The sequence below is a fragment of the Corynebacterium sp. HMSC055D05 genome, from assembly GCF_001810365.1.
Lineage (GTDB): Bacteria > Actinomycetota > Actinomycetes > Mycobacteriales > Mycobacteriaceae > Corynebacterium > Corynebacterium coyleae.
Map to the genome: position 1 here is coordinate 39,837 of NZ_KV801080.1, position 21,481 is coordinate 61,317.

Annotated in this window: 19 protein-coding genes and 1 pseudogene; 15 read left to right on the forward strand and 5 right to left on the reverse strand. The window is 63.2% G+C overall.

All coding sequences use genetic code 11. The features are described from left to right. A pseudogene (locus tag HMPREF2734_RS12105) lies at positions 1-301 on the reverse strand (ABC transporter ATP-binding protein); the annotation flags it as partial. Positions 302-543: 242 nt separating this feature from the next. Between HMPREF2734_RS12105 and HMPREF2734_RS09815 the strand changes: the two are divergent. Continuing rightward, positions 544-1,638: a Fic family protein gene (locus HMPREF2734_RS09815; RefSeq protein ID WP_246815451.1), complete on the forward strand. Its 1,095-nt coding sequence runs from the start codon at positions 544-546 to the stop codon at positions 1,636-1,638. 323 nt (positions 1,639-1,961) lie between these two features. Here the strand turns inward: HMPREF2734_RS09815 and HMPREF2734_RS09820 are convergent, their stop codons facing one another. Further along, positions 1,962-3,332, reverse strand: coding sequence for an FAD-dependent oxidoreductase (locus HMPREF2734_RS09820; RefSeq protein WP_070570695.1), 1,371 nt, complete (start codon positions 3,330-3,332; stop codon positions 1,962-1,964). A 273-nt stretch (positions 3,333-3,605) separates the two neighbouring features. Here HMPREF2734_RS09820 and HMPREF2734_RS09825 point away from each other — a divergent pair, with 273 nt between their 5' ends. The 9 genes from HMPREF2734_RS09825 to HMPREF2734_RS09865 are packed head-to-tail and all read left to right on the forward strand — an operon-like array spanning position 3,606 to position 11,144. Further along, positions 3,606-5,273 carry a nitrite/sulfite reductase gene (locus HMPREF2734_RS09825; protein WP_070570697.1) on the forward strand — a complete coding sequence of 556 codons (1,668 nt, stop codon included), beginning with the start codon at positions 3,606-3,608 and terminating at the stop codon, positions 5,271-5,273. After that, entirely contained in the window at positions 5,270-5,527 is a 258-nt protein-coding gene (locus HMPREF2734_RS09830) for a hypothetical protein (RefSeq protein ID WP_070452160.1), read from the forward strand. The genes HMPREF2734_RS09825 and HMPREF2734_RS09830 overlap by 4 nt, the downstream gene beginning before the upstream one ends. Next, a complete protein-coding gene (locus HMPREF2734_RS09835) occupies positions 5,524-6,300 on the forward strand; it encodes a phosphoadenylyl-sulfate reductase (RefSeq protein ID WP_070570699.1) in 777 nt (258 codons plus the stop codon). The genes HMPREF2734_RS09830 and HMPREF2734_RS09835 overlap by 4 nt, the downstream gene beginning before the upstream one ends. Positions 6,301-6,338: 38 nt before the next feature. After that, complete coding sequence (gene cysD, locus HMPREF2734_RS09840) at positions 6,339-7,259, forward strand: sulfate adenylyltransferase subunit CysD (RefSeq protein WP_070570701.1); 921 nt, start codon at positions 6,339-6,341, stop codon at positions 7,257-7,259. Continuing rightward, positions 7,259-8,593, forward strand: coding sequence for a sulfate adenylyltransferase subunit 1 (locus HMPREF2734_RS09845; RefSeq protein ID WP_070570703.1), 1,335 nt, complete (start codon positions 7,259-7,261; stop codon positions 8,591-8,593). The genes cysD and HMPREF2734_RS09845 overlap by 1 nt, the downstream gene beginning before the upstream one ends. A 5-nt stretch (positions 8,594-8,598) precedes the next feature. Further along, positions 8,599-9,231 carry a sirohydrochlorin chelatase gene (locus tag HMPREF2734_RS09850; protein WP_070570705.1) on the forward strand — a complete coding sequence of 211 codons (633 nt, stop codon included), beginning with the start codon at positions 8,599-8,601 and terminating at the stop codon, positions 9,229-9,231. A 1-nt stretch (position 9,232) separates the two neighbouring features. Further along, positions 9,233-10,165 (forward strand): sulfite exporter TauE/SafE family protein, encoded by a 933-nt coding sequence (locus HMPREF2734_RS09855; protein WP_070570707.1) that lies wholly within the window; start codon positions 9,233-9,235, stop codon positions 10,163-10,165. A gap of 6 nt (positions 10,166-10,171) precedes the next feature. Further along, positions 10,172-10,738, forward strand: a complete 567-nt coding sequence (locus tag HMPREF2734_RS09860; RefSeq protein ID WP_070484734.1) for a nucleosidase — start codon at positions 10,172-10,174, stop codon at positions 10,736-10,738. After that, entirely contained in the window at positions 10,722-11,144 is a 423-nt protein-coding gene (locus HMPREF2734_RS09865; protein ID WP_070570709.1) for a hypothetical protein, read from the forward strand. The genes HMPREF2734_RS09860 and HMPREF2734_RS09865 overlap by 17 nt, the downstream gene beginning before the upstream one ends. A gap of 228 nt (positions 11,145-11,372) precedes the next feature. Here HMPREF2734_RS09865 and HMPREF2734_RS09870 read toward each other — a convergent pair whose 3' ends face one another. Together HMPREF2734_RS09870 and HMPREF2734_RS09875 are read right to left on the reverse strand one after the other, a co-directional pair. After that, the gene (locus tag HMPREF2734_RS09870) at positions 11,373-11,897 is read right to left on the reverse strand and encodes a type 1 glutamine amidotransferase domain-containing protein (protein ID WP_070423283.1); all 525 of its coding nucleotides are present in this window, start codon (positions 11,895-11,897) and stop codon (positions 11,373-11,375) included. Between the two features lie 45 nt (positions 11,898-11,942). Next, positions 11,943-13,343, reverse strand: a complete 1,401-nt coding sequence (locus tag HMPREF2734_RS09875) for an AI-2E family transporter (protein ID WP_141750473.1) — start codon at positions 13,341-13,343, stop codon at positions 11,943-11,945. A 154-nt stretch (positions 13,344-13,497) separates the two neighbouring features. Between HMPREF2734_RS09875 and HMPREF2734_RS09880 the strand changes: the two genes are divergently transcribed. The 5 genes from HMPREF2734_RS09880 (at position 13,498) to HMPREF2734_RS09900 (ending at position 19,593) form a co-directional block, all read left to right on the forward strand. Then, complete coding sequence (locus HMPREF2734_RS09880) at positions 13,498-15,018, forward strand: acetaldehyde dehydrogenase ExaC (protein ID WP_070452545.1); 1,521 nt, start codon at positions 13,498-13,500, stop codon at positions 15,016-15,018. Positions 15,019-15,273: 255 nt separating this feature from the next. Then, complete coding sequence (dnaK, locus tag HMPREF2734_RS09885; RefSeq protein WP_070484726.1) at positions 15,274-17,106, forward strand: molecular chaperone DnaK; 1,833 nt, start codon at positions 15,274-15,276, stop codon at positions 17,104-17,106. Between the two features lie 33 nt (positions 17,107-17,139). Then, positions 17,140-17,820 (forward strand): nucleotide exchange factor GrpE, encoded by a 681-nt coding sequence (gene grpE / locus HMPREF2734_RS09890; RefSeq protein WP_070570713.1) that lies wholly within the window; start codon positions 17,140-17,142, stop codon positions 17,818-17,820. A gap of 144 nt (positions 17,821-17,964) precedes the next feature. Then, positions 17,965-19,149, forward strand: coding sequence for a molecular chaperone DnaJ (dnaJ, locus tag HMPREF2734_RS09895; RefSeq protein ID WP_070570715.1), 1,185 nt, complete (start codon positions 17,965-17,967; stop codon positions 19,147-19,149). A 21-nt stretch (positions 19,150-19,170) separates the two neighbouring features. Next, entirely contained in the window at positions 19,171-19,593 is a 423-nt protein-coding gene (locus tag HMPREF2734_RS09900) for a heat shock protein transcriptional repressor HspR (RefSeq protein ID WP_070484720.1), read from the forward strand. Positions 19,594-19,677: 84 nt separating this feature from the next. Here HMPREF2734_RS09900 and HMPREF2734_RS09905 read toward each other — a convergent pair whose 3' ends face one another. Next, a complete protein-coding gene (locus tag HMPREF2734_RS09905) occupies positions 19,678-21,444 on the reverse strand; it encodes a pyruvate dehydrogenase (RefSeq protein ID WP_070570717.1) in 1,767 nt (588 codons plus the stop codon). Between the last annotated feature and the right edge of the window lie 37 nt (positions 21,445-21,481).

Genomic DNA, 21,481 nt, shown 5'->3' on the forward strand with positions numbered 1-21,481 from the left:
CCGTCACGCGCTCGTACACCGCCGCGCGGATGTCTCGGCCCGTTTTCATCGCGGCCTTGGATGCGAACCACGTCGCCCCGATCGCCGCCACGACCTGCACCAGCGCCACCACCAGCATCGTGCGGCCAACCCGCCAGATATACGGCACGTCAGCCTGCGCGACACCGTTGTTGATGATGTCCGCGTTCAAATCCGGCAAGTACAGCGTGGCCAGGGTCGTGACCAGCTGGAGCACGATCACCAGCGCAATCGTCGGCGCGTAGCGTTTTCCAAACCGCGTGGTTAAGCGGATGAGATCCACGTGGGTGCCCTTTCTGTAGGTAACCGGGCAAGTGTAGACGTTTCTGGCGTGCTGCTGCCTAAAAGACGATATCGCCTTTTGCAGGGTGGGCCACTGCAAAACCCCAGGTCGCGGCTCGGTGATTGGTGCAAAAGACGATATCGCCTTTTGGGCTGTGGTTGTAGCAGCGGTCCGCGGGGTGCGTCATGTCGATTTTGCAACAAAAAATCGACACGTCGCGCGGACGTGTTTATTCTTTCGACATGACTGGAAACACAGCGGCGTTCGACCCTGCGAAGCCGTACAACGATCTTCCGCCGCTGCCACCACAGCACACGCTTGAGACCGCAAAGGTGCTCAAGGCTGTTATCGACGCCCGCAGCGAACTGGCCGCCCTCAACACCGCATGCCGGTTGATCCCGAACCCGGAGATCATCACCTCCACTATCCCGTTGCGTGAGGCGCAGGCATCGACAGAGATCGAAAACATTGTGACCACGAACGATGAGCTGTTCCGGGCTCAGTGGAGCATCGATCCGGAGCCTACGCCGGCAACCAAGGAAGCGCTGCGCTACCGCGATGCTCTGCGGCGCGGCGTGGACCTGATCGCGGATAGGCCGGTGTCGGAGAAGGTTGCGGTTGAGGTGTGCTCGACCCTGCAGGGTGGGCAGGCCACGCTCCGCTCAACACCGGGTACCTACATCGGCGACCCGGTCACGGGCACGCGCGCATACACCCCACCCGAAGGCCTCGACGTGCTGCAACGCCACCTTTCGGCGTGGGAACGCTACATCTACTCGGACCACGGGTTGGATCCGCTGGTGTTGATGGCGGTGACGCATTACCAGTTCGAAGCTATCCACCCGTTTTACGACGGCAACGGCCGCACCGGCCGCATCCTCAACATCTTGTTGTTGCTGCAAGAGAAGGTGTTGTCACTGCCGGTGCTGTATCTGTCAGGGACGATCGTCGATAGGAAAGCGGAGTATTACCGGCTGCTGCGCGCGGTCACCGCAGACGGTGGGTGGGAGCAGTGGATCCTGTTCATGGTCAACGCGGTGACTGAGTCGGCCCGGAGCACAAGCTTGCTTATCGACGACCTCTGCACCCTCCAGGACACCACCACCGCCCGTGTCCGCGAAGCCGGCATCTCGCCAGCAGCCGAACTGGCGGAGCTGCTGTTCGTTCAGCCGTATGTCCGCATCACGGACGTGATCGATGCGGGACTGGCGAAGCGGCAGACAGCATCGATGTGGCTGTCGCAGCTGGTCGAGGCCGGCATCCTCGAAGAACAGAAGGCGGGGCGGTCGAAGGTGTTTCTGAACACGGCAGCGCTCGAGGTGCTGACCCGACGCTAAACCCCGATATCGGGTTCGCGCTGCTGTGGCGTGCTGCTGCGCTGCTGTGACCTGCCGTGCTGCTGTGGCACCGCGACTGCCCAAAAGACGATATCGTCTTTTACAGGGTGCGCCGTTGCAAAACCCCAGGTCGCGTCTCGCCGATCGGTGCAAAAGACGATATCGCCTTTTTGGCTGTGGGGGCCGCTACGGTGCGCGGGGTGCGTCATGTCGATTGTGCGACAAAAAATCGACACGTCGCGTGGACGTGTCGATTCGGTGTACATGACGAGGCGCGCTTCTGGCGCACGCCACGGGGGCGCCGGAGCGCCGGGGCGCCGGCGTTACTCGCCGGCGCGGGAGTGACCCAGCATGTCTTCCCACTCGACGATCTTCTTGCGCTCGCGCGGGAAGGTCGGGTCGGCGGCGCCGAGGGCGCGCTCGGCCTCGTCGAGCTTGTACCAGCCGGCCCAGGTGGCGTAGTCGATGCCGCGCTCGCGAAGCAGGTCGAGGATCTCGTCCTTGCCGGTGTGGGTCGGTGCGGCGAGCTTGCCGGCGTCGGCGTCGGCGATGAGCATGTCGGTGGTTTCCTTCGCGTCCGACTTGGTGTTGCCGATCAGGCCGACCGGGCCACGCTTGATCCAGCCGGTGACGTACAGCTTCTCCTCCGGTGCGGCACCCTCTTCGGCGGTGACGAGGACGCGGCCGCCGTCGTTAGGAATGACGTGGCGCTCGAGGTCGAACGGCACGCCCTCGACAGGCTCGGAGCGGTAGCCGACGGCGTGGTAGACCTGCTGGACTGGCCAGTCGGTGAACTTGCCGGTGCCGCGGATGCCGCCTTCGCCGTCGAGTTCCTGGCGCTCGGTGCGTAGGCCGGTGATGTTGCCGGCGTCGTCGGTAAGCACCTCGACCGGTTCCTCGAAGAAGTGGATGTAGATCTTGTGCGGGGAGTCGTCCGGCTCGCGCATGGCGTACTGCTCAAGCACTTGGCAGTTGAGGTCGATGGATTTGTCGGCGCGACGGACCTCTTCGGAGAGCTGGTCGTAGTCGATGTCCTCCGGGTCGACGAGCACCTGGATGGTGTCGGACTCGTCGAGTTCGCGCAGTTCCTTCGGGGTGAACTTCGCCTGGGCGGGGCCGCGGCGGCCGAACATGTGGACCGTCTCGGCCTGGTTCTTCTTCAGGGACTCGTAGACGTTGTCCGGGATCTCGGTGACGGCGAGCTCGTCGGCGGTCTTGGCCAGCACGCGGGAGATATCCAGGGCCACGTTGCCCACGCCGATAACGGCGACTTCCTTGGCCTCGAGGTTCCAATCGCGCTCGAAGCGCGGGTTGCCGTCGTAGAAACCGACGAACTCGCCAGCGCCGATGGACTTATCGCCGCCCGGGATGAGCAGTTCACGGTCGCGTACAGCGCCGGTGGAGAGGACGACGGCGTCGTAGTAGTCGCGCAGCTCGTCGATGGTGATGTCGCGGCCGACGGTCACGTTGGCGATGAGGCGCAGCTTGTCCTTGTCCAGCACGTTGTGCAGGGATTTCACAATGCCCTTGATGCGCGGGTGGTCGGGCGCAACACCGTAGCGGATGAGGCCGAACGGGGCGGGCATCTGCTCGAAAAGGTCGACGTGAATATCGTGCTCTTCGTTGCGGATGAGCAGGTCAGAGGCGTAAATGCCGGCGGGGCCGGCGCCGATGACGGCGACGCGCAAGCTCATGGGTGATGGTCCTTTCGCAAAAGGGGAATTTTTTCGATGACCGACACTATAGCGCATAGACAGAGCGGTCTTAAAGTTTCAGTGATTTACATTCGTGTTTCGCGGGACAAGTAAAACGGACCTTGATAGACACGGTCAACCTATTACATTCACGCCATTAACCGGCAGTTTCGTGGATTTGGTTGTGCTAGACAGGGCGGTACGGCATGCTTGCTCACCAACGCCAGAACTAACCGCATAGCCGAACCGATCGGTCTACTTTTTGGAGGGCCCGTGACCGCACCAACGAAAACCGCGAAACCGCGCGCAAAGAAGCCGCAGGGGCAATGGCTTATCGACGGCACCGCGCCGCTCAACCACGATGAAGAAATCAAGCAGGCGTCCCCGGTCCTCGACGTGAAGCAGCGTGTGATCGATACCTATTCCAAGGGCGGCTTCGACTCGATCGATCGCGAGGACCTGTACCCGCGCTTCAAGTGGCTTGGCCTGTACACCCAGCGCAAACAGAACCTGGGTGGCGAGTTCACCGGCGAGGACAACAAGGTGCTTGAGGACAAGTACTTCATGATGCGCATCCGTTTCGACGGAGGCATCTGCTCCACCGCGCAAGCCCGCGCCGTCGGGGAGTTGTCCCGCGATTACGCCCGCTCCACGGTGGACCTGACGGATCGGCAGAACATCCAGTTCCACTGGGTGCGCATCGAGGACGTCCCGGCGATTTGGGAGAAGCTCGAGGCTAACGGCCTGAACACCTGGGATGCCTGCGGGGATGTGCCGCGCGTAATCCTGGGCTCGCCGGTGGCAGGTATTGCCAAGGACGAGATCATTGACGCCACTCCCGCGATTAGGCAGATCCAGGAGATCGTTACCGCAGACGAGTTCCAAAACCTGCCGCGCAAGTTCAAGTCCGCCATTTCCGGCAACGCACGCCAGGATGTGGTCCACGAGATCAACGATCTCGCCTTCATCGGTGTCGAGCACCCCGAACTTGGCCCGGGTTTTGAGTGCTATGTGGGCGGCGGCTTGTCGACGAACCCGATGCTGGCACAATCCCTCGGCGCCTTTGTCACCCTCGAGCAGGTCCCGGACGTGTGGGCGAACGTTGTGCGCATCTTCCGCGATTACGGCTACCGGCGCCTGCGCAACCGGGCCCGCCTGAAGTTCCTGGTTGCGGAGTGGGGTGTGGAGAAGTTCCGCCAGATCCTCGAGGAGGACTACTTGGGGTACAGGCTCCCGGACGGCCCGCACGCCCCGAACAACCTGGTAGACCGCGACCACATTGGTGTGCATGAGCAGAAGGACGGCAACCTGTACATCGGTGTGAAGCCGACGCTTGGCCACATGTCGGGCGAGCAACTCATCGCCCTGGCTGACCTGGCGGAGAAGTACGGCGTGACGGATCTGCGCTTCACCCCGTTCAAGGAGGTCCTGCTGCTCGGGGTTGCGCCAGACACCGCAGCAAACCTCCAGGCGGACCTGGAGGAGATGGGCCTGTACTCCAAGCCCTCCGAATTCCGCCGCGGCCTGCTGTCGTGCACTGGCCTGGAGTACTGCAAGTTGGCGCACGTGACCACCAAGTCCCGCGCCATCGAACTCGCCGATGAGTTGGAGGAGCGCTTCGGGGACCTGGACTCGCCGATCACCATTTCGCTCAACGGTTGCCCGAACGCCTGCGCCCGCCACCAGGTCTCCGACATCGGTTTGAAGGGCCAGATGGTGGACAACGGCCACGGCGAGAAGGTCGAGGGCTTCCAGGTGCACCTTGGCGGCACGATCGGCGAGGGCGCGAACTTTGGCCGGAAACTGCGTGGTCACAAGGTGTTGTCCAGTGAGTTGACGGAGTATGTGGCCCGGGTGGTGCAGCGCTTCGTCGATAAGCGTGAAGGCGCTGAGACCTTCCGCGACTGGGTCGCGCGCGCCGACGAGGAGGACCTGCGATGAGCTTTCGCCGCGAACCAAACCCGAACCGCAACTTTCCCACCTTCTGCCCCTACTGCGGTGGCGAGGACCTGTGGCCGAACGAACAGACCGAATTCGCGTGGAAGTGCTGCGAATGCCTCCGCATCTTCGAGGTGAAGTTCCACGGACAGGACGACCCGCAAGGCGCGCCGTCGAAGGCGCCATCCACGGAAGAAGCGCTGCAGGCCTCGCTCGCACGCCACGGCCACACCGGCGCATTGAAAGGCAACCAATGATCAACCTGCTCAACCAGCCCAGCAACTTCCGCGATCCCGATATCAGCCCCGACGGCCCGACAACGACATCGCCGCTGCCACACAGGGTGGCGCAGCAAAACGCATTGCTTGTCGACGACTGGGCCGCAAAACTCCACAACGCCCCCGCCTCCGAGATCCTCCAGTGGGCGAACGAGTACGCGCCGGGGCCGCTGGTGGTGACCCTGTCCATGGAAAACACGGTGCTCGCCGAACTTGCGCAGCGTCACCTGCCCGGCGCGGACTTTCTGTTCCTGGATACCGAGTACCACTTCCCGGAAACCCTTGAGGTGGCCGACCAGGTGGAGGCACGCTACCCCTCACACCGCCTGGTGAGAGCGAAGGCGCAACTGACCCGCGCACAGCAGGACGAGACGTACGGGCCCAACCTGTACCTGCGCGCCCCGGGTGCGTGCTGCCGCATGCGAAAGGTCGAGCCGCTGGCGGTGCATATGAGCCCGTACGCCGGCTGGATCACGGGGCTGCGCCGCGCCGACGGACCCACCCGCGCCGACACGCCCGCGCTCAGCCTCGATGCGACCGGCCGGTTGAAGATCTCCCCGCTGGTCACCTGGTCCCTGGAAGACACCGCCGCATTCGAGCGCGACAACGACCTGATTATCCACCCGCTGACCCGACAGGGCTACCCCTCCATCGGCTGTGCCACCTGCACCCTGCCCGTGGCGGAAGGGGAGGACCCACGCGCCGGGCGCTGGGCGTTTGCCACCAAGACAGAGTGCGGTCTGCACGAATAGCCGAATAGCGCAACAACCGGACAACAAGGAGCAACACAATGACGCAAGCAACGGCAACGGCAACGCAGCTATCGCCGCACCTGAAGGATTTAGAAAACGAGTCGATCCACATCATCCGTGAGGTGGCGGGGCAGTTCGACAAGGTTGGCCTGCTGTTTTCGGGCGGGAAGGATTCCTGCGTGGTGCTGGAGCTGGCGCGCCGCGCGTTTTACCCGGCTAAGCCGCCGATTGAGCTGCTGCACGTGGATACGGGGCATAACTTCCTGGAGGTGATTGAGTTCCGGGATGGTGTCGTCGATAAGCATGGGCTCCGTCTGCGAGTCGCGCATGTGCAGGATTGGATCGACCGCGGTGACCTGCAAGAACGCCCCGACGGCACCCGTAATCCGCTGCAAACCGTGCCGCTGGTGGAAACCATCGCCGAGGTCGGATACAACGCCGTGCTGGGCGGGGCGCGTCGCGACGAAGAACGTGCCCGCGCCAAAGAACGCGTCTTCTCCGTCCGCGACTCCTTCGGTGGCTGGGACCCGCGCCGCCAACGTCCCGAACTGTGGGACCTCTACAACGGCGCGACTCTGCCCGGCGAAAACGTTCGCGTGTTCCCAATCTCCAACTGGACCGAAGCCGACGTGTGGGAGTACATCGGCGCGCGTGGCATCGAACTGCCATCCATCTACTACGCCCACGACCGCGAAGTGTTCAGCCGCGACGGCATGTGGCTCACCCCCGGCGAATGGGGCGGGCCTCGCGACGGCGAACAGCTTCACACGCGCCGGGTGCGCTACCGCACTGTCGGCGACATGTCCTGCACCGGCGCGGTCGATTCCGACGCCGAAACGATCGACGAGGTCCTCGTCGAGATCGCTAATTCCACCCTGACCGAACGCGGCGCAACTCGTGCCGACGACCGCCTGAGCGAATCCGCCATGGAAGACCGCAAGAAGGAAGGCTACTTCTGATGACCGCCCCAACCATCGCACCCGCTGCTACCTCCGAAAACGCCCCTGAAACCGGCGCTGCCGAAACTGCCACCGCCGCGCTGTCCGCCCGCGAGACGCTGCGCCTGTGCACCGCCGGCTCCGTCGACGACGGCAAATCCACCTTCGTCGGCCGCCTGCTGCATGACACCAAGTCGGTGCTCGCCGACCAACTCGCCTCCGTGGAGCGCACCTCCGCCGACCGCGGTTTCGAGGGCCTGGACCTGTCGTTGCTGGTCGACGGCCTGCGCGCTGAGCGCGAGCAGGGCATCACCATCGACGTGGCCTACCGCTACTTCGCCACCGACAAGCGCACGTTCATCCTCGCCGATACCCCTGGCCACGTGCAGTACACACGCAACACCGTCACTGGCATGTCCACGTCGCAAGTGGTGGTGCTGCTTGTCGACGCCCGCAACGGCGTCGTCGAACAAACCATCCGCCACCTCACCGTGGCCAAACTGCTCGGCGTGCGCACCGTGATCTTGGCGGTGAACAAGATCGACCTCGTTGATTATTCGCAGCAGCGTTTCGACGACATCCGCACCGAATTCGACGCCAAGGCCGCAGCGTTGGGCATCGAAGACCCCCACGTGGTACCGATTTCGGCGTTGCGCGGCGACAACGTCGCGGAGCGCAGCGACGCGACGCCCTGGTACACCGGCCCGACGGTGCTCGATCTGCTGGAGAGCATCCCGGTGCAACACGGCCGCGCCGATGACTTGGACTTCCGCTTCAACATCCAGGTCGTGCTGCGTGAACACGCCTCCGACTACCGTGCCTACGCCGGCCGCGTCAACGCCGGCTCAATCACGGTTGGCGACGAGATCCTCGCCCCCTACGGCCGCACCACCACCGTTGCCGGCATCGACACCGCCGACGGCCCCGTGGACACCGCCCATGCCGGCGACTCCGTTGCGCTGCGGCTTGCCGACGACATCGACCTGACCCGCGGCGACCTGCTGGCCACGCACACTCGACCAGAAGACACACGCGAGTTCGACGCCACCGTCGTCGGCCTCAACGAGAAGGACCTGCGCGCAGGCCAGGCCGTGAAGCTCCGCATCGGCACCGCGTTCGTCCGCGCCCGCGTGGCCAGCGTGGATCGCGTCCTGGACATCGACGGCGCCGACGGTGACAACACCGCACCCGAGGCGGTTGCGCTCAACGACATCGCACACGTGACCATCCACACCGCCGACGAACTGCCCGTCGAGCAGTACGCCGCCCGCGGTGCGGTGGGTAACTTCCTGCTCGTCGACCAGTCAACTGGCAACACGCTGGCGGCTGGGCTCGTCGGAAAGCGACTGCGGTAATAACCATGACCGCGCTGATCACCCTCTCCCACGGCTCGCGACACCCCCGCGCCAAGGAAGGCATCCGCGCGCTCACCCAAGCCGCGGCTACGCAACTCGGTGTGGAGTGGGCCGACGCCCACCTGGAGTTCGACACACCCACCCTCGCCGAGGCAGCCGCCTCCGTCTCCTCGTCGCGCGCGATTGTGGTTCCGCTGCTGTTCACCCGCGCATTCCACGCCAAAATCGACGTGCCGCGCCACCTCGCCGAAGCCCGTCAGCACTGCGACCTCGTGCTCGCCGAGCCGCTCGGTACCGGCAGCGACATCGCCGATGTCCTTGCGCGCCGCTTGCGTATCGACGACCCCACCGCCACCCACGCAACCCTTTTCCCAGTCGGCACCTCCAACCCTGAACAAGCCGCCAACTACGACCGCCTCGCCGCCGAAGTGGCCAAGCGTGCCGGGGTGGAAACGGCAGTGGTGTCGGCGACGCGTGGTCAGCGGCGCTTCACAGATACGCATGTGCTCCCACTGTTTGTCACCCACGGAACCCTGCTCGACCGGATCCCAGACCACCTGCCGGCATCCGGGCCGCTGACCACAGACCTCGCGCGGATCGTCGCCAACCGATACCGCGCCGCCGAGAAAGGCGCCTGACATGTACAAACTCGAAACACTGCTGCTCATCGCAGTCACAGGTCTTGCCGCGCAACTTGTCGACGGCGGCCTCGGCATGGGCTTCGGCGCCACCTCTTCCACCATGCTCATCGCGCTCGCCGGTATCACTCCGGCCGCTGCCTCCGCCGTTGTCCACACCGCGGAACTGGGCACCACACTCGCCTCCGGCGTAGCCCACACGCGTTTCGGCAACGTGGACTGGCGCACCGCCTGCGCAATCGGCATCCCCGGCGCCATCGGGGCGTTTCTCGGCGCAACCGTGCTCGTGCGACTCTCCACCGAAGCGGCACGTCCGGTGATGTCGCTGATCCTCGCGCTAATCGGGCTGAACCTCATGCTGCGCTTCGCCCGGGGGCTCACCCAACGCAAACTCGCCACGAAGCCTCACTCTCGCGGTTTCCTCGCAGGCCTCGGGCTCTTCGGCGGATTCATCGACGCCACCGGCGGCGGAGGCTGGGGACCCGTCACCACCTCCACGTTGCTTACCGCAGGGCGTGCCGAGCCGCGCCGCATCGTCGGCACCGTCAACACCGCCGAGTTCCTGGTCACCCTCGCCGCAACACTCGGGTTCGCGGTTGGGATGTGGCGTGACCTCGTCGCAAATCTCGCGGGCGTGCTGGCTCTGCTCATCGGTGGCGTCATCGCCGCGCCCATCGGCGCGTGGATGGTCAGCCGTATGAACCCCATCGCGCTCGGCGGCGTCGTCGGCACCCTGATCGTGCTGCTGAACCTGCCCGTCGTCTTGTCGTATGCCGGCATGACCAGCGGACTCTGGGTCGTCCGCTTGCTTATCGTTGCAATCGGAGCCGCCCTCTCCTGGCGAGGCATCCAACGCGCCCGCGCCAACTCCCGCGCCGCATCCGAGCGCGAAGGCGCAACAGTGGTGGAGCCACAGCCTGCCCGCATACGATAAGCAACTATGTCTGATTTGCTCATCGTTGCAGCCATGAAAGAAGAAGCCGCCGACATCATGTCCGGGGGCGACCACGAAGTACTCATCACCGGCATCGGCACTCTGCCCGCCGCAATCGCCTTGACCCGCCGCCTTTCCGAAGGCCCGCTGCCGTCACGCGTGATCAACGTCGGCACCGCCGGCGCGCTCGTCGACCTCGAGTCTGGCGTCTACGAAATTTCCGACGCCGTCAAGCACGACTTCAAAGTCGGCGGCACCTCCGACATCACCGACTTTGTCTACCCACGCTGGTTCAACTTCGAACCCCTCACCGACCTGCCGAAGGCGAAGCTGGCCACCGGTGATGCGTTTGTGAACCGCTCTGATCTTCGCGACGAGCTCGCCAAGGAATGCCAACTCGTCGACATGGAGGGCTACGCGCTTGCTGCCGTCTGCTCCACCTTTGGCGTCCCGCTGACCCTGCTCAAGCAGGTTTCGGACTCCGCCGACGAAGGCGCCTCCGCTGTTTGGGAAGCAGCCCTCGAGCGCGCCCGCGTGGAACTCGAAGAAGCCCTGCGTGAGCACCTTCGCTGAAGACGCGGGCATTTCGCTTGACGACGACCCCACGTCCCTCTTCCAGCTCCTCGTCCTGTGCATGCTGCAAGCGAAGCCCATACGCGCCACCGTCGCCGTCGACGCCGCACGCGGACTGTTCGACGCCGGCCTGACCTCACCATCTGCACTGGTTGAAGCGCCGCGCTCGCAATTGATCCGCATCTTCGGCGCCGCCGGCTACGCCTGCGCGACCATGTTCGCCCGCGAGGCGCAGGGGGTGTGGCCGGAGTTGGCGCCGGTCTTCGACAAGAAGGCACTGCAGGGGGCCGCGAAGGTGGGACTGCCGGAAGATGCGCAGGAGCTCGAATCGCACGCCCGGTCCGAGGGTGTTGCCTTGCCCGCTTTCGCTGCCCACCTAGTCAAAGTGGCCCTCGGCGTTGAATGATCGGTCGTGGCAGGCGGATCGTCTAGCTAGACCTTCTGCCGGACTAGACGATCAAGCATTCCGCGCTGAATTTCCCCAGGTGAAGTTGCAACTGGTTTTCATTTAGGGGCGAATCGTCTAGCAGCATCGGAGGCGAGCTAGACGATCCGCTCCGAACAGCTCCCAGACATGCAGAAAGCCCGCCGGCGTAAACGCGCCAGCGGGCTAAAAGCAGCTACCTCGCAGAAGTTACTTTGCAAACTCCTCGACGAGTGCGGCGTTGAAGGCCGGCAGATCGTCCGGGGTGCGCGACGAGATGACGCCGGAGTCGATGACAACTTCCTCGTCGACCCACTCGGCACCTGCGTTGACCAGGTCGGTCTTGACGTTGGCAACGGAGGTGATCTTCACGTCCTTCAAGATGTCGGCATCCGTCATGATCCAGCCACCGTGGCAGATCACGCCGATCGGCTTGCCTGCGTCCTTGAACGCCTTGACCAGGGCGACGGCGTCAGAATCAACGCGGATGGCATCCGCGTTGAGGGTGCCACCCGGGAGGATGAGGGCGTCGTAGTCGGCAGCCTTGGCATCGGCGGTGGTGACGTCGACGGCGACCTTGGCGCCCTTCTTGCCCTCGATCTCACCGGTTTCGGTGGAGACGACCTTGGTGGTTGCGCCGGCTTGTTCGACGGCCTCCTTCGGGGAGGTCAGTTCGGAATCTTCAAAGCCGTCGGTCGCGAGGATTGCGATGGTCTTGTTATTCAGATCGGCCATTGGTATTTCCTTTCGTCGATAACCAATTGCGGCACACCACCGTACCTAGTCTTCGTCGTTCACGCCGGGGAGGCGACCGGGTGGGTTGGTGTCGATGTCGGACGGGGTGTCGTCGTCAAGCGGGACGCGCGTGGAGCCAAGCCCCTCTTTCACGGGCTCCTTCTCGCGTTTGGCCAGGCGCATCATGTGGTCGCGCACGGCGAGGAAGGATTCCTTGGAATCCATGGTCTGAGTTTGTTGGGTGGCCATGGCTATTTCGTCGGCGGTGATCTCGCCGGAGCGCAGCGAAACCATTTCAGCCCAGTAACGCAGCCACACGGCGGCGACAGCGGCAACCGGAACCGCGAGGAACGCGCCGACGATGCCGAACAGGGTGCCGCCGACAGCGACGGCGAGCAGGACCACGGCGGCGTGTAGGCCCATCGCCTGGGACTGCAGGATCGGGGAGAGAACGTTGCTCTCCAGCTGCTGTACGGCGATGATGAGGATGAGCACGAACACGGCGTTCATGAACCCGTTGGACACCAACGCGATGATCACCGCCAGAGCGCCTGCAGAAATCGCACCGACGATCGGGATGAAGCCGGCGAAGAACGTGATCACCGCGAGCACCGGCCACAGTGGCACGCCGAGGAACAGTAGGCCGAGACCGATGAAGAAGGCGTCAACACCGGACACGATGGCCTGGGTGCGGATGAATCCGGACAGGGTGTTCCAGGAGCGGCTGCACACTTCGGTGAGGTGCCAACCAGCGCGCACGCCGGTGTACTTGCGCACCCATGGCAGGAAGCGGTCGCCGTCTTTGAGGAAGAAGAAGGTGAGCACGAGCGTCAGTGCGAGCGTGGTGCCTACCGACGCAATCGCGCCCAGGCCCGAGAACACTCCCGACGCGATGTTGGAGGCCTGGCCCTTGGCAAAGGCGGTGACCTGATCGACGGTCTGCTGGATCTGCTCCGGCTCGAGGACTTCGAGGTCGCGCTCTTTCAGCCAATCGACGATCTGGTTCACGCCCTGCTCGGCCTGTCGTGCGAGCTCGCTGCCTTGGCTTTTCACGGTTGGCGCCATGGCGACGAAGATGCCGCCGATGATGCCGAAGAATCCGATCAGGGTGATGAACGTGGCCAGGGATGCGGGGACCTTGTGGTCGCGCATCCAGCGCACCGGTGGCCACAGGACGGTGGACACAATCAGTGCTAGAAGAATCGGCAGAAGGCCCATCCAGACCCATTTGAGCAGGTAGAGAAGGATGGCCGTGGCTGCGACAACGATGATGAAGCGCAGTGCCCACGCGGCGGCGGTGCGGCCGTCGGAGGCGATGATCTCGCCGCGGTCGACCGGCTCGCGGGAGAGGTCTTGGGCGGCGTCGGCCGTGGTGGGCAGTGTCTGGATCGGGTCTACAGCCGTGTCCAGAGCTCCCACATATTTTGGTTTTTTACGTTCACTCACGTGGTCATTGTGTCAGAGATGTGGGGTTATGCATAAGGGGAAGGGGCGTGGGGTCGTCGAAAAGTGCGCGCAAGGGGAAGTTGTCCTAGACCACAAAGAGATTTGGGTGTAGTGTGGCCCACAATTCATTCCACGACCGAGAAAGGCCACAACGATGACTGTGTTTCCCAACCCTGGCACCGAGGGCTCGAACGTCAAGTTCCGTAAGCGCTACGACAACTACATCGGTGGCGACTGGGTTCCGCCGGTAGATGGCGAGTACTTCGAGAACATCACCCCGGTCACCGGCGAGGTGTTCTGCGAGGTTGCACGCGGTAAGGAAGCCGACATCAACCTGGCGCTCGACGCCGCACACAAGGCCGCACCCGCGTGGGGGAAGACCTCCCCGCAGGAGCGTTCCGGCGTCCTGCTGAAGATCGCGGACCGCATGGAGGAGCACCTTGAGGAGCTCGCCGTCGCGGAAACCTGGGAGAACGGCAAGGCTGTGCGTGAGACGCTCGCTGCCGATATTCCGCTGGCGATTGACCACTTCCGTTACTACGCAGGCGCGCTGCGTGCACAGGAAGGTCGTCTGAGCCAGATTGACGACGACACCGTCGCCTACCACTTCCACGAGCCGCTCGGCGTTGTTGGCCAGATCATTCCGTGGAACTTCCCGCTGCTCATGGCGGCCTGGAAGCTTGCTCCGGCGTTGGCTGCAGGTAACGCGATCGTGCTCAAGCCGGCGGAGCAGACCCCGGCGTCGATCCTGTATCTGATGGATCTGATCGGCGACCTCATTCCGGCGGGTGTGCTGAACATTGTCAACGGTATGGGCGACGAGGCCGGCGCGGCACTGTCTGGTTCTGACCGCATTGCCAAGATCGCGTTCACCGGCTCAACTGAGGTGGGCAAGATCATCAACAAGGCCGCGGCCGACAAGATCATCCCGGTCACCCTCGAGCTTGGTGGCAAGTCCCCGGCACTGTTCTTCGAGGACATCTTTGCCAAGGATGATGACTTTAAGAAGAAGGCCATCGAGGGCTTCGCAATGTTCGCTCTGAACCAGGGGGAGGTCTGCACCTGCCCGTCCCGTGCGCTGGTGCATGAGTCCATTGCGGACGAGTTCCTTGAGCTGGGTGTGCAGCGCGTCAAGCAGATCAAGACCGGCAACCCGCTGGACACCGAAACGATGATGGGTGCGCAGGCCTCCACCGAGCAGATGGACAAGATCAAGTCCTACCTCGAGCTTGGGCCCCAGGAAGGTGCTGAGGTGCTCACCGGCGGCGGCGTGAACAAGATTGAGGGCCTGGAAAACGGCATGTACATCGAGCCGACCGTGTTCAAGGGCACCAACGACATGCGTATCTTCCAGGAGGAGATCTTCGGCCCGGTCATGTCCGTCACCACGTTCAAGGACTTCGACGAGGCCATCCGCATTGCCAACGACACCATCTATGGTCTCGGCGCCGGTGTCTGGGCGCGCTCCGGCACCACCGCATACAAGGCGGGTCGCGCGATCCAAGCGGGTCGTGTGTGGGTGAACCAGTACCACTCCTATCCGGCTCACGCGGCGTTCGGTGGTTACAAGAAGTCCGGCATCGGCCGCGAAACCCACCTGATGATGCTCGACCACTACCAGCAGACCAAGAACCTCCTCTGGTCCTACTCCGAGAAGGAAACCGGCCTGTTCTAAGAGCATTTGCTTAGCGACGACACCCTCACCGCCCACTTATGTTCCCGGTCGGTGAGGGTGTTTTTGCGTGCTTCTACCTGCGGAAACAAATAAAGTTGCGTCGAGTGGGAACAACTTTGGGTACAGTGCCGTTACATAGATTGAGTGCAACAGGCTCAAGGATGTGTCCGCCGGTGTTATAGTGGTGGCCGTCAAGTTGAGTCGAAGCGCATCAACTTACTGATAAACCACATTCCAACAGGAGGAATTACTCTTATGGCACGCGCAGTTGGTATTGACCTTGGCACCACGAACTCGGTTGTTTCCGTCCTTGAGGGCGGCGAGCCGGTAGTTATCGCTAACGCTGAGGGTTCCCGCACCACCCCGTCGGTTGTAGCTTTTGCGAAGAACGGTGAGGTGCTTGTTGGTCAGTCTGCAAAGAACCAGGCGGTGACCAACGTCGATCGCACGATCCGCTCCGTTAAGCGTCACATGGGCGAGGACTGGACCGTAGATATTGATGGCAAGAAGTACACCCCGCAGGAGATTTCCGCTCGTACGCTGCAGAAGCTGAAGCGCGACGCGGAGGCTTACCTGGGCGACGAGGTCACTGAGGCTGTTATTACCGTTCCGGCTTACTTCGAGGACGCTCAGCGTCAGGCCACCAAGGAAGCTGGCCAGATCGCAGGCCTGAACGTCCTGCGTATCGTGAACGAGCCGACCGCTGCGGCACTGGCTTACGGCCTGGATAAGGCTGAGAAGGAAGAGACCATCCTGGTCTTCGACCTCGGTGGCGGCACCTTCGACGTGTCCCTGCTTGAGATCGGCGATGGCGTTGTTGAGGTACTGGCTACCGCTGGTGACAACGAGCTCGGCGGCGACGACTGGGATAACCGCGTAGTCGAGTGGCTCGTGGACAAGTTCAAGTCCCAGAACGGCGTTGACCTGTCCAAGGACAAGATGGCTATGCAGCGTCTGCGCGAGGCTGCGGAGAAGGCAAAGATTGAGCTTTCGTCTGCACAGCAGGCTTCCATCAACCTGCCGTACATCACGGTTGATGCAGAGAAGAACCCGCTGTTCCTCGACGAGACCCTGACCCGCACCGAGTTCCAGAAGATCACCTCCGACCTGCTGGATCGCACCAAGAGCCCGTTCAACCAGGTGATCAAGGATGCTGGCATGTCTGTCGGTGACATTGACCACGTTGTTCTGGTTGGTGGCTCGACCCGTATGCCGGCTGTGTCCGATCTGGTCAAGGAGCTCACTGGCAAGGAGCCGAACAAGTCCGTGAACCCGGACGAGGTTGTGGCTCTGGGTGCTGCTCTGCAGGCTGGTGTCCTGCGCGGCGATGTCAAGGACGTGCTGCTGCTCGACGTCACCCCGCTGTCCCTCGGTATTGAAACCAAGGGTGGCGTGATGACCAAGCTCATCGAGCGCAACACCACCATCCCGACGAAGCGTTCGGAGACCTTCACCACGGCTGAGGACAACCAGCCGTCCGTGCAGATCCAGGTCTTCCAGGGTGAGCGCGAGATCGCTTCCGCGAACAAGCTGCTCGGCTCCTTCGAACTGGCAGGTATCGCTCCGGCACCGCGTGGTGTTCCGCAGATCGAGGTCACTTTCGACATCGACGCCAACGGCATCGTGTCCGTGTCCGCGAAGGATAAGGCCACCGGCAAGGAGAACACGATCAAGATCCAGGACGGCTCTGGTCTGTCTGATGAAGAGATCGATCGCATGATCAAGGACGCCGAGGCTCACGCTGACGAGGACAAGAAGCGTCGCGAGGAGCAGGAGACCCGCAACAACGCGGAGACCATGGCGTACCAGACCCGCAAGTTCATGGACGAGAACGGCGAGAAGCTCTCCGAGGACATCAAGACCCGCGTCACCGAGGCTGCCGATGCTGTCGACGAGGCACTCAAGGGCGAGGACCTGGATGCCATCAAGTCTGCAGTGGAGAAGCTGACCACCGAGTCCCAGGCAATGGGCACTGCGCTCTACGAGGCTCAGGCCAACGAGGGTGCTACCCAGGCTGATGCTGGCGACGACAACGTTGTGGACGCCGAGGTTGTCGAGGACGACGACACCGACGCCGACAACAAGTAATCCAACCCAGTACGTGTAAGGAGGCGACGTCTGATGACGAACCCGAACAACGAGCAGATGCCCGACAACCCGGGTAATCCGGAGGCGACGGACGAACAGTACGTCTCCCCGGATCAGGCGGAAGCCCTGGCCGACGAGGCGGCTGAGTCCGAGGCACTGTCCACGGACGAGGACCCCCTTGTTGCCGCGGAAGCTGAGTTGAAGGACTTGGAAGGCGCAGCGCAGATCGCCGACGGCGAGGTAGACCCGGACGTCGATGGTGACGGCGCGGTCAGCGACATCGAGTTGCAGCTCGCAGAGCGCACCGAGTCCCTGCAGCGTGTTAGCGCCGAATACGCCAACTACCGCCGCCGCACCGCGCGTGAGCGTGGCGAGATTGCCACCACCGCAAAGGCAAAGTTTGCCACCGACCTGCTGCCGCTTCTCGACGATCTCGATCTCGCCCAGCAGCACGGCGACCTGGAAGAAGGCCCGCTGAAGGCTTTCGCGGATAAGTTCCGTTCCATCGTCGCTGGCCAGGGTGTGAAGGAGTTCGGTGCCGAAGGCGACGAGTTCAACCCGGAGGTCCACGAGGCCGTGCAGGATCTGTCCCAGGGCGATGAAAAGGTTCTGGGAACGGTGCTGCGCAAGGGCTACACGGTGGGTGACCGCCTGGTGCGAAACGCCATGGTGATCATCGCCGATCCGGCCGAAAGTGCCGATACCACCGAGTAACAACAACTTGGTGGCAGGGCCGGGGAATGGGTACACGCAAACAAGAAGCGGCCTGATCCCCGGCCTTTTTACTTAGATTATTTAGTGAACGAAATTTAGAAGACAACAACTCCACACCGATTTACAGCGAAAGGAGGGTGCGAGATGGCTATGCAACAGGAATGGGCCGACAAGGATTATTACGGCGACTTAGGTGTGTCGTCGACGGCAAGCCAGGCCGATATTAAGAAGGCGTACCGCAAGCTCGCACGCGAAAACCACCCGGATTCGAACCCCGGCAACAAGAAGGCCGAGGAGAAGTTCAAGCGGGTCGCGGAAGCGTACGACGTTATTGGCGACGAGCAGAAGCGCAAAGAATACGACCAGTTGAAGTCCATGATCGGCTCGGGCGGCTTTGGCCGGTTCGGGCGGGGAGGAGCGTCCGGTTTTCCGGGCGGGTTTCGCGGCACGGAAACGGAATTCGACCTCTCGGACATCTTCGGATCAGCCACTGGTGGACAAGCTGGAGACGGCGGCCTTGGTGATATCTTCGGTGGCTTCTTTGGCGGCCGCGGCGGTGCTGGCAGGAACGCTCGGCCGTCGCGGGGGGCCGACGTCGAAACGGAAATAACCCTCGACTTCCGCGAAGCAGCCAAGGGCACGACGTTCCCCGTCGAGCTCACCGGCGACGCACCGTGCACCACCTGCCACGGCTCCGGTTCGAAGTCTGGCAAGACGCACACGTGTGAGGTCTGCTCCGGCTCCGGCTTCATCCGGGAGAACTCCGGCGCGTTCGGCATGGCACGTCCCTGCACGAACTGCCACGGCACCGGTGAAGTCATCGAGGATCCGTGCACCACATGCAACGGCACCGGCACCGTCCGACGTACCCGTTCGATCACGGTCCGCATCCCCGCAGGCGTCATCGATGGTCAGAAGGTGCGCCTCGCCGGTCAAGGCGAGGCAGGCCCGAACGGCACTCCCGCCGGCGACTTGTTCGTCACTGTGCATGTGCGTAGCGACGACACCTTTACCCGCTCCGGCGACGACCTCGAAGTCACGGTCCCCGTCTCCTTTGCGGAAGTCGCCCTCGGCGCCACCATCGCGGTGCCGACCCTGGACAACCCAGTGAAGGTCAAGGTTCCCGCAGGTACCCCGAATGGTCGCACCCTGCGCGTGCGTGGCCGCGGTATCCCGAAGCGTTCCGGCAACGCCGGCGACCTGTTGGTCACCGTCGAGGTGAAAGTGCCGAAGGATCTCGACCCGTCCGCAACCAGTGCACTGCGCGCATACGCCCAGGCCGAGAAGGATTCCGGCTTTGACCCGCGCGCCGGCTGGTCCGAGCGCTAGACGGCGAAAGGAGGTGTAACCATGGCAGAAGAGAAGGAATACTTCGTCATCTCTGTCGCCGCCGAGCTCACCGGCATGCACGCCCAGACCCTGCGCACCTACGACAGGCTCGGCCTGGTCACCCCGATGCGTACCAAGGGGGGCGGTCGCCGCTACTCCAGCCGCGACATCTCGATGCTGCGCCGCATCCAGTACCTCTCCCAGGAGGAAGGCGTGAACCTGGCGGGCATCAAGACGATCATTGAGCTCTCCGCGCAGATCGAGGAACTGCAGGACGAGTTGGATGCCCAGCGCGGCCACAACGAGGAGTTGCGCCAGAAGTTGCGCAACGGTTCTCGCCGTGGTGGCGAGTTGGTGCACGTGCCGCGTTCCACCGCGGTCGTGGCATGGGAGCCAGCTGCTTCACGACGACGCCGTCGCCGCAACCTCACCCCCGACGCCTAGTCGGCGGCAACGACAGACAAGAAAAGCCCGCGCTACCCATCACAGGGCAGCGCGGGCTTTATCGCGCGTTCGAACTACCGCAACCTACCCGCCGAACTCGATGGCAGCAGCACCACCGATGTGGCGGAGGTTGGACTTGGCCAGGTTGAACAGTCGGCCGACGCCACCTTCGAGGAAGGCGGTGCGGGCGCCGGACTTGGCAAAGCCCTTCATCATGTCCCAGGTGATTCCCGGTGGCAGGGAGAGCGCCTCGGGGTCGGTGACGATGTCAACGACTACGGGGCCGTCGTACGCAAGTGCTTCCTTAAGCATCGGCTCGAGGTCCTCGGGCTCCTCGATGCGGAAGGACTTGATGCCAACGCCGTCGGCGATCTCGGCGAAGTTGACCTGTTCGTGGTCGGTGCCGAAGTAGGGCATGCCGGCGACCATCATCTCGAGTTTGACCATGCCGAGGGAGGAGTTGTTGAAGCAGATCACCTTCACCGGCAGTTGGTGCAGTTTGATGGTGAGCAGTTCGCCCATGAGCATGCCGAGGCCGCCGTCGCCAGACCAGGAGATGACCTGGCGGTCCGGCTGTGCAGCCTGGACGCCGATGGCCATGGGCAGAGCATTGGCCATGGTGCCGTGGAGGAAGGATGCGCCTTCGTCGCGCTTGCCGTTCGGGGTGAGGTAGCGCGAGGACCACACGTTGCACATGCCGGTGTCGACGGTGAAGTAGGCGTCGTCGTCGGCAAGTTTGTCCAGCACGGAGGCTGCGAGCTCGGGGTGGATCGGCTTCTTCGACTCGAAGGCTTCCTCGGTGTAGCTCTTCACCACGTGGTCCAGCAGCTGGTAGTGGCGCTTGAGCATCTTGTCCAGGAACTTGCGGTCCTTCTTCTCCTCGACGTGGGGGAGGATGTTTTCGATGACGCTCTTGACGTCGCCGACGACGGGGTAGTCGACCTTGGTGCGGCGGCCGATGTGGGTGCCGTTGATGTCGATCTGGGCGACGTTTTCCTCGGGCAGCCAGTCGGTGTAGGGGAAGTCGGTGCCGACCATGATGAACAGGTCGGACTCTTCCATGGCGTCGAGGCAGGCGCCGTAGCCAAGGAGGCCGGACATGCCGACGTCGTAAGGGTTGTCGTACTCGAAGTACATCTTGCCGCGGAAGGAGTGGCCGATCGGGGATTTGATCTTCTCGGCCAAAGCGAAGACTTCGTCGCGGGCGTCGCGTGCACCGTAGCCGCAGAACAGGGTGACCTTGTCGGCGTTGTTGATGGCCTCGACAAGCCGTGCGGCCTCAGCGGGGTCGGGGTAGACGCGCTTGTCCTTGCCGGTGGCGTAGACGGAGTCGGCGGTGTGAGGACCGTCGGCAACGTCGGCGGCGAACACGTCGCCAGGCACGACCATCACGGACACACCGTTGCCGGCGAGTGTGTTCTGCAGGGCGTTGTGCAGCACGCGCATGCCCTGGTCGGCGGTGTGGACGACCTCGCAGTAGGAGGAGCACTCCTGGAACAGCATCTCCGGGTGGGTCTCCTGGAAGAAGGAGGAACCGATCTCGGCCGTCGGGATATGCGATGCAATGGCGAGTACCTTCGCGCCGTTGCGGTGGGACTCGAACAGGCCCTGGACGAAGTGAGTGTTGCCCGGGCCGCAGGACGCGCCGCAGACGGCGAGTTCGTCGGTGGCTAGCGAGTCTGCACCGGCAGCAAACGCTGCGGCTTCCTCGTTGCGGACGTGGACCCACTCGATGTCGCTTTCGCGCACGGCGTCAGAAAGCGGGTTGAGCGAGTCGCCCACCAGACCGTAAATGCGTTTAATGCCGAGGGCCTCGAGGCGCTCGACGACTTGCTCTGCAAAGTTTGCCATGGTTTATCAGACTCCTAAAGGTAGTTTCTTTAAACGT

What these genes read in the sequence shown, in the direction of transcription:
- HMPREF2734_RS09815 (WP_246815451.1), top strand. Translation starts at nt 544, where the DNA reads ATGACTGGAAACACAGCGGCGTTCGACCCTGCGAAGCCGTACAACGAT.
- HMPREF2734_RS09820 (WP_070570695.1), bottom strand. Translation starts at nt 3,332, where the DNA reads ATGAGCTTGCGCGTCGCCGTCATCGGCGCCGGCCCCGCCGGCATTTAC.
- HMPREF2734_RS09830 (WP_070452160.1), top strand. Translation starts at nt 5,270, where the DNA reads ATGAGCTTTCGCCGCGAACCAAACCCGAACCGCAACTTTCCCACCTTC.
- HMPREF2734_RS09835 (WP_070570699.1), top strand. Translation starts at nt 5,524, where the DNA reads ATGATCAACCTGCTCAACCAGCCCAGCAACTTCCGCGATCCCGATATC.
- cysD (WP_070570701.1), top strand. Translation starts at nt 6,339, where the DNA reads ATGACGCAAGCAACGGCAACGGCAACGCAGCTATCGCCGCACCTGAAG.
- HMPREF2734_RS09845 (WP_070570703.1), top strand. Translation starts at nt 7,259, where the DNA reads ATGACCGCCCCAACCATCGCACCCGCTGCTACCTCCGAAAACGCCCCT.
- HMPREF2734_RS09850 (WP_070570705.1), top strand. Translation starts at nt 8,599, where the DNA reads ATGACCGCGCTGATCACCCTCTCCCACGGCTCGCGACACCCCCGCGCC.
- HMPREF2734_RS09855 (WP_070570707.1), top strand. Translation starts at nt 9,233, where the DNA reads ATGTACAAACTCGAAACACTGCTGCTCATCGCAGTCACAGGTCTTGCC.
- HMPREF2734_RS09860 (WP_070484734.1), top strand. Translation starts at nt 10,172, where the DNA reads ATGTCTGATTTGCTCATCGTTGCAGCCATGAAAGAAGAAGCCGCCGAC.
- HMPREF2734_RS09870 (WP_070423283.1), bottom strand. Translation starts at nt 11,897, where the DNA reads ATGGCCGATCTGAATAACAAGACCATCGCAATCCTCGCGACCGACGGC.
- HMPREF2734_RS09880 (WP_070452545.1), top strand. Translation starts at nt 13,498, where the DNA reads ATGACTGTGTTTCCCAACCCTGGCACCGAGGGCTCGAACGTCAAGTTC.
- dnaK (WP_070484726.1), top strand. Translation starts at nt 15,274, where the DNA reads ATGGCACGCGCAGTTGGTATTGACCTTGGCACCACGAACTCGGTTGTT.
- grpE (WP_070570713.1), top strand. Translation starts at nt 17,140, where the DNA reads ATGACGAACCCGAACAACGAGCAGATGCCCGACAACCCGGGTAATCCG.
- dnaJ (WP_070570715.1), top strand. Translation starts at nt 17,965, where the DNA reads ATGGCTATGCAACAGGAATGGGCCGACAAGGATTATTACGGCGACTTA.
- HMPREF2734_RS09900 (WP_070484720.1), top strand. Translation starts at nt 19,171, where the DNA reads ATGGCAGAAGAGAAGGAATACTTCGTCATCTCTGTCGCCGCCGAGCTC.
- HMPREF2734_RS09905 (WP_070570717.1), bottom strand. Translation starts at nt 21,444, where the DNA reads ATGGCAAACTTTGCAGAGCAAGTCGTCGAGCGCCTCGAGGCCCTCGGC.